Raw genomic sequence first — 7,025 nt, forward strand, 5'->3', positions numbered from 1 at the left:
TAAAAGGCCTGAGCCCCGTGCAATACAGGGCTCAGGCCATAGCCACCGGTTAAGGGAACCAACCGTCCAACAATCGGGGGTCAGTTCAGTGAGCGGCGCGGGCGTGGGGTTCAGCGGTGCGGGTGGCTTAGGAGGGGAAGCTGAACTGGGCGGTTTCCTGGTCGCTGCGCTTCGGCCAGCGTTGGGAGATGGCCTTCCGGCGGGTGTAGAAGCGCACGGCGTCGGGGCCGTAGGCGTGCAGGTCGCCGAACAGCGAGTCCTTCCAGCCGCCAAAGCTGTGGAAGGCGACCGGCACTGGGAGCGGGACGTTGATGCCGACCATGCCGACTTCGATGGCGTCGGCAAAGCGGCGCTCTCTTCGACGTGATGACAGCTTTTCCTTACAAGCTGATGGATCCACTCGACCACCTTCACTTTGAACTCAGTGCTGTAACGTTGCGCATTCTTCCCCGTGATTATTGCGGGCATCAGCTTTCTCCTCCGTGGGAGTTATCGATGCGTGTCCACTAAACCGGGAGAAGTCCACATCGCTGTGCCTGAGCTTGTTATGCATTAATTCTTGCACCCATTTTTATCACAATTGATACGCTCATGGGATTGAACCCAATGGCTCGGATTTTCTCTGGTATTGTAGCCGCAACCAGTAGTGCCACCTTTATTTCCACTATGGACTACACCAGTAGGCGTATGCTTAACAGCCATAGCTAGCTCCTTTTTATCGTGGTCTCTTTTCGCCGGAATCTCACCGGCTCGTCAGCAGGGTTTGCCTGGAAGAGACGGTGAAGGCTCAAAGCCTCTTCTTCGTATACTTTATGACGGCCAGGCATCAGCCGCGCGGCTTTGCCGCGTCGGCTGATGCCCGTTGTTGGATTTCAACACTTCCGATAGGTGGTGTTGTGTCCTTTACCGCAATTGCCACACGGCGGGAGACGGTCCGACGCGTCGTCCAATCGTGCACTCCAATCGCAATTTGTGCAGCAATACCTTCCAACTCCTGGCTTTTCACCGACTTTGTACATATCGCTCCTCCTCCGACTTGGGCAGATGCGGTTCAGTGCACTCGCACCCTACTTGCGCCAGTGGCCTTTGACCCACTCCCACTGACGATTTCCGTAATCCCAGCGCCAATGCGCCCTCACCCATTCAGATTTCCCCGGCGGCCTTGATATCCGCGGATTCTGAGGTCTATCTGGTGGCTTCGGCGGTTTCGGTGGCTTCGGCCGCTTCATAGCCCCTCCGATATCCTACAGGTATTAGCTGGTGCGCTCATTTACCCACTTGAAAACTCCTGCGCATTCAAAAATCTTACCTAGCCCACCTTTTTCACACTTAATTTATTGGTTTAAAACCAAATCAAGAATAACTCGGCAATCTATACAGAATTCGCGTGCCTGCTGCCTTTTCCAGCTCATTCACGTTGGAGCTGACACCAGCCCTGCCCCGCCACCATCCCGGCTACGCTACCGCCAAGGTGCAGCACTTCATGCGCCACCGCAACGGCCTCAGTAATGTACCGGGGCTTATTTGCGCTTCCTAAGAAGGCAAGCCCTTAATTACCCAAGCTAGCTTAATTTAACGCCGATTAACATGTCGCTATACGAAAGGCGTAGACACAAAAACGCCCGCGCCGTTTTGAGCGGCGCGGGCGTAGGGTTCAGCCGTGGGGGTGGTTCAGGAGGGGAAGCTGAACAGGGCGGCTTTCTGGGCGGAGCACTTCGCTTTCTACCGGCTGGTTTTCCGGCGGTCCATCGCCGCGGCAATGTCCTCTTCGTGCTCTTCGCCCCAGCCGCAAAGGGGCTCCATGGCCCGCACCAGACTCGCCCCGAAGGACGTCAGCGAGTAGTCGACGCGCAGCGGGATCTCTCCATAGTCGGTTCGCTGGACGATGCCGTCGGACTCGAGCTCCTTCAACTGCTGGATCAACATTTTGTCGCTCACGCCCCGGACGCTTCGCTTGAGCTCGCCGTAACGCGTCGGTCCTTTGTCGAAAAAGAACAGAATCAACGGCTTCCACTTCCCGGAGATCACGTGCAGCGTCGCATGCAGGCCGCAAATGAAACGTGGGTTTTCTGAGTTTTCTTTCGCCATAACGAGTACTTACCAAAAGGTGCATACTTGAACATTTGTAAGCGTCTTATATATCGTGAAAGCGAATCGAGTCAACACATATGGAGACCCAGCCATGAATCGGCTACACGGTAAAATCGCATTGATCACAGGCGGCGCCAGCGGCATCGGCTTGGCCTCGGCCCAACGCCTTATCGACGAAGGGGCCTTCGTCTTCATTACCGGACGGCGCCAGGACGTCCTCGACAACGCGGCTAAGGCACTGGGAGCCAACGCCCGGGCCGTCCAGGCGGATGTGACGAAGCCGGAGGATCTCGACCGAGTCTTCGAAACGATCCAGAAAGAAAAAGGACACCTGGACGTTCTGGTGGCCAACGCAGGCGTCGGCGAATTCGCCAGCCTGGGACAGATCACCGAGGAGCACTGCGACTACATCTTCGACATCAACGTCAAAGGCACCCTCTTCACCGTCCAGAAGGCCCTGCCCCTGATGACGAACGGCGGCTCCATCATCCTCACCGGTTCCACGGTGGGCAGCATGGGCACCCCCGCGATGAGCATCTACAGCGCCTCCAAGGCGGCCGTCCGAAATCTGGTGCGCAGTTGGGCCCATGATCTCAGGGGCACCGGCATTCGCGTGAACGTTATGTCTCCTGGCCCGACCAAAACAGACAAGCTGATGGAACTACTCCCATCCGAAGCCCTGAGCGAGATGAACCGGACCGTACCGCTTGAGCGTCTGGGCGATCCCAAGGAAACCGCAGGCGCGGTGGCGTTCCTGGCATCCGACGACAGCAGCTTCATGACGGGGAGCGAGGTGTTCGTTGACGGGGGCTACGCGCAAGTTTAGGGGCTCGTAACAGCGGTGCCTTCAGTCATAGTTCACCAGCTTGGTTTGATCAGTTCTCGACGCCCAACGGCTGCGCTCAGCCACGCAGCTTCGCTGCGACGACTGGAGCGATTTGTTGGGCGATTTCGGACTCACGACTGATTGCTTCCAGAGCCCTCTCCGGGTTCAGAGGCGGAATCTTTGGGATTCCCGGCCTTCTGCGGGGAGACTCCGTCTCCGCCCCGGCCCTTATCCCAAAGCCAGCTTCCATCGGGAAGCTGTTGGTTCGGAACTCCGAGAACCTCGAGCGGACTTCGGCCGCCGCGGCCTCCCCGGTCTGCTTGACCGGCCTCACCACCTTCGCCACCCAACGCGAATCCGTCGCCTTCTACTTCAGCGCTGCCTCCATTGCCGCCTTGGCCAGCACCAGGCGCGCCAGCGTTTCCGCCGGCTCCACCGATAGCGGTACCGCTTCCAGCCACCCTCGCGTGACCACCACTCCCCCCTCGACTGGGAGGCGGTGCAGCAGAAATCGCTTCTTTCGGTTTTCCGCGGAAAACGGATCCCAGTAGCAACACAACTGCTACGACGATCAAGATTGCGCCCAACGTAAAACCGACTGCGGCTAGCCATATCGGGATATCCGGCCACAACCACTGAGCAAAGCCCGTTAGGATGGATATCGCGACTCCAACAATGCCTAATGCTCGATCAATCATTCACCGCTCCGTCTGATCCCTCGACCGCCCAACGCTAGCCAGCATGCGCGGCCACGGAATGGAGACGAAGCCGCAATGTAGTAGATGTCACCGTGACTGGCATTGGTTTGGCTACTGCCCCTCTATGATCGCCGGCGTTCCAATATAGGTTATATATAGAAATGTGCCGTTTCTGAATTGTTGAGATGAAGTTGATACCTGCACCCCCAAAATGGCATTGGTTTCGTCAGGAGCGCTATTCACGAAAGACTCTATAACCTCTTGATACTCATTTTTCTTCCGCTCAAAGAGACCACGCATCATTCCTTTATTTGAGACCTCTACGGCGCCAGTTACCTGAATCATTCCAAATACATCTTTGACAACCAAACCCTGAGGTAGGTTTTCAGTGGTAAACAGAGTCTTCTCCATTCAAAATTCCTTATACTTTTAAAAAATATCGATAATTTAGAATAACGCCGGCATTTGCGGCTGGCTTGAAACCAGCGTCCGCGTGGCGCGAATTGTTAGGTGTGACATGACCTATGCCTGATTATTTTCAACAAACGCTCGCATCTCGCCAATGGAGTTTTGAAGTTCTTCGTTTTTAAATCTCGGGTTGTGAGTATTCTCAGGGTGATGAATTTGGTGCCGAATATATTCACTAAGTACTTTATGTTCGTTTACCGTGTTTCCATTCGGCCGCAACCTTATATATGGAATCGTTGGCATTCCATCCTTGTAATCGGTTAGCCACCCCTCACTCTCTATAAAGCCATATAGCTCATTATGGTATTCCTCATTAGATTCGCCGAAAGCCAAATAGTTAACTTCGTTTAAAGATGGATAGGGCAAATCGCCCCGCTCAACATCCACAACCTCTTTTGCAGCACCTCCTTTCACTAGCTTAATGTGCTCGAAGTCCAATAGCTTTACGATAGAAGGGCTATGAGTGGTGAGAAGAATCTGGGTATTATCGGAACCTGCTAGGTCAATAAACGCCTCTATTAACGCTCTTTGGTGACTAGGGTGTTGTGACGTTTCCGGCTCTTCAACGGCATAGATTATTGAGGGAATATTTTCGTCATCTCGTCTCCTTTCTGCTTCCGCTCTAAAAAAATTGAGTAGAACCAACCTCTTTACACCGCTTCCCCGTTTATTAATGGGAATATCATCATCACCAGTTATCGATACATTCTTGAAAACATCTGGCCATTTTAGGCTGTCTGCTGGCGGTATAACTGGTGACAAACTATTTGCCACCTCCGGATTCATTTCTCTCAGTTTTTCTAGAGTTTTATCGGAAACTTCTTTTAGCTTTTCTTCCACACTCTCTGCGACACTATCAAGCGCTCGCCGTAAATCCTCATCTTTCAATATCTCCTGAACTGCGAGTTTCATTGGATCTTGAATCTCGTTATCACCATCGCTGTTCTTTCGATCCGATTGAAAAAGAGTATAGAGTGGAAGGTAGTTTCTTACCCGTTCCCATGTGTTCTTCGCTTCAAGCTTTGCGAGCTCGACATCAATCTCAGCAAGCTGCAGGTCAGCAGAATAGTGCTCCCAAAGAGATTTTCTGATCTCAGCACTTTTTGACCGGTTTTCACAGGCCATGTCTTCGGTCAGTAATTTCTTAAGGTCGGCATGTTTTTTCAACAACAAGTTCGAGCACCCAGGGCTCGTAGGATGATAAGCCCTTACGAATACCTTTTCTTTTCCTGCATTGGGATACTTTTTAACGATCTCTAAGAGACCGTCTTTGTTCAATAGATATTCTTCCCGAAAGGTGGTTGGATTGGTTGAATCGATCGTAAGAGAATATGGCAATTCGCTAAAAATAACACTTATCTTAATTTCCGTGTCATCAACATCGCCCCCTGCCTTATTGATATCGTCTCTGTCGATCTTTACAACGCCTTTGTTTTCGTTGAAAAAGATATCTAGGGCTTCAAGAATCGTAGACTTTCCTATATCATTCTTACCAACAAAAATATTCAAGTCATTGAAGTCGACTGAAATTTCTTCACGATAAGACCTGAAGTTTTGGATTTTTATTTTTTCTATCTTCATTTTTGCAGCTCCTTGCCATCGAAAGCCCAGTATTTGGTCACCTAACGCCGCATTCAGCGGCTTGTCCGCTGCAATGCTTTGTTATAGGTCGCTAAGATACATCTATCTCCAATATGTAATATGGAATGGGTTTCTTTAACACATTTCCAGCATGTGCACAGCATGCTTTGTAGGCCTTACCATAATTTTTAACTAATATTTTATTGCGCAAAGTGATACGTGCTCCGGCTGAAAAAAGAACCTCTTTTTCGTGCCCCTTGCTAGTACCTCGCATACGGAAACAAAACGCATTTGCACTAGGGTTTACTACACGCATTATCATAAGGTGTAATTCACCAGCATCATAAGCTTTACCAGCCCATATTGCATTCTGGCAAGCCATATGAGGAGAAAAGCTTGTAGATAAAGGTCTTGCGCTCACCACTGTCTGTCCGACAGCATAAGGCCAGTATCCACCATGAAATAAAATTTGACCGACAGCCGTGGTTTTCCCAACAGCATTTATAGCATCAGAAACATCCCCAAACTGGGAGCTTTGAAATCTATTCTGAAAATCGGATAACACTCTGGGTGTTTTAGAGGGCATTAAGCTTCGCATCTGTTGATACGCCGCTGAGTTATTCAACTCATCCTCAATTAGCTCATCCAATCTAGTGCAGCCCAGATTCAACAGTGTGTAGTTGGCAGCGTCATATGGATTATTAATTCTTGCGACCAACCGGTCTTTAATGAGCGCATGAAAAATAGAAACAGCGCCACTCGTGATCTCTTCCATAGTTGGGCGCCTCATATCCCATACCTCGAGAGGTGAGGCAAAAACATCTACCAACGGCAAGCTATTGATCATTAATTAACTCTCAAAGATAACTCAATGCCACACAAGAACTATAACAGATATTAGACAGCCCGCTCGTTTTACCACTTGAACGAGCAGGCGCGTTCAACAATCTTATCGAGCCAGCATTTTCGCTCTTAAGCTTTTGATTTTAAAAAATACTAATAAAAATTCGGCGCGTTATGCAGAATTCGCGTGCCTGCTGCCTTTGCCGGCCCTATCACTTTGGGACCAACACGATCCCCTGCCCCGCTACCGTTTCACCCACGCTACCGCCAGGTAAAGCACTGAACGCTTCACCACCCGGTTCATCAGGTTGTATCGGCAGCACCAAACAATACTTAACCTAGCTTAATTTAACGTCGATTAACATAGCGCTACACGAAAGGCGTAGACACAAAAACGCCCGCGCCGAGTGATGAACTGACCCCTGAAAATTGGACACCACTCCAATCGTAAGGGGTCTTTCCATGACCAGGTATTCGACGGCGTTCAAACTTCGGGTCGTTCGCTACCATGAGCAGCA

The 7,025-nt window shown here is 51.0% G+C and carries 5 protein-coding genes and 1 pseudogene; 1 reads left to right on the forward strand and 5 read right to left on the reverse strand.

Annotated elements, in window-relative coordinates; translation table 11 throughout:
* Positions 1–127: 127 nt before the first annotated feature.
* Together OP496_RS16220 and OP496_RS16225 are read right to left on the reverse strand one after the other, a co-directional pair.
* Positions 128–352, reverse strand: a pseudogene (locus OP496_RS16220) (aldehyde dehydrogenase family protein); the annotation flags it as partial.
* A 1,370-nt stretch (positions 353–1,722) separates the two neighbouring features.
* Positions 1,723–2,088 (reverse strand): helix-turn-helix domain-containing protein, encoded by a 366-nt coding sequence (locus tag OP496_RS16225; RefSeq protein WP_280564830.1) that lies wholly within the window; start codon positions 2,086–2,088, stop codon positions 1,723–1,725.
* A 94-nt stretch (positions 2,089–2,182) separates the two neighbouring features.
* Between OP496_RS16225 and OP496_RS16230 the strand changes: the two genes are divergently transcribed.
* Entirely contained in the window at positions 2,183–2,917 is a 735-nt protein-coding gene (locus OP496_RS16230) for an SDR family oxidoreductase (RefSeq protein ID WP_280564831.1), read from the forward strand.
* 809 nt (positions 2,918–3,726) lie between these two features.
* Here OP496_RS16230 and OP496_RS16235 read toward each other — a convergent pair.
* From OP496_RS16235 to OP496_RS16245, 3 genes are all read right to left on the reverse strand, one after another.
* On the reverse strand, positions 3,727–4,026 hold the full coding sequence (locus tag OP496_RS16235) for a hypothetical protein (RefSeq protein ID WP_280564832.1): 300 nt from the start codon (positions 4,024–4,026) through the stop codon (positions 3,727–3,729).
* A 111-nt stretch (positions 4,027–4,137) separates the two neighbouring features.
* Positions 4,138–5,664 carry an ATP-binding protein gene (locus OP496_RS16240; RefSeq protein WP_280564833.1) on the reverse strand — a complete coding sequence of 509 codons (1,527 nt, stop codon included), beginning with the start codon at positions 5,662–5,664 and terminating at the stop codon, positions 4,138–4,140.
* Positions 5,665–5,755: 91 nt separating this feature from the next.
* Entirely contained in the window at positions 5,756–6,439 is a 684-nt protein-coding gene (locus tag OP496_RS16245) for a hypothetical protein (RefSeq protein WP_280564834.1), read from the reverse strand.
* Between the last annotated feature and the right edge of the window lie 586 nt (positions 6,440–7,025).

This window comes from Chromohalobacter sp. 48-RD10, assembly GCF_029889785.1.
Classification (GTDB): Bacteria; Pseudomonadota; Gammaproteobacteria; order Pseudomonadales; family Halomonadaceae; genus Chromohalobacter.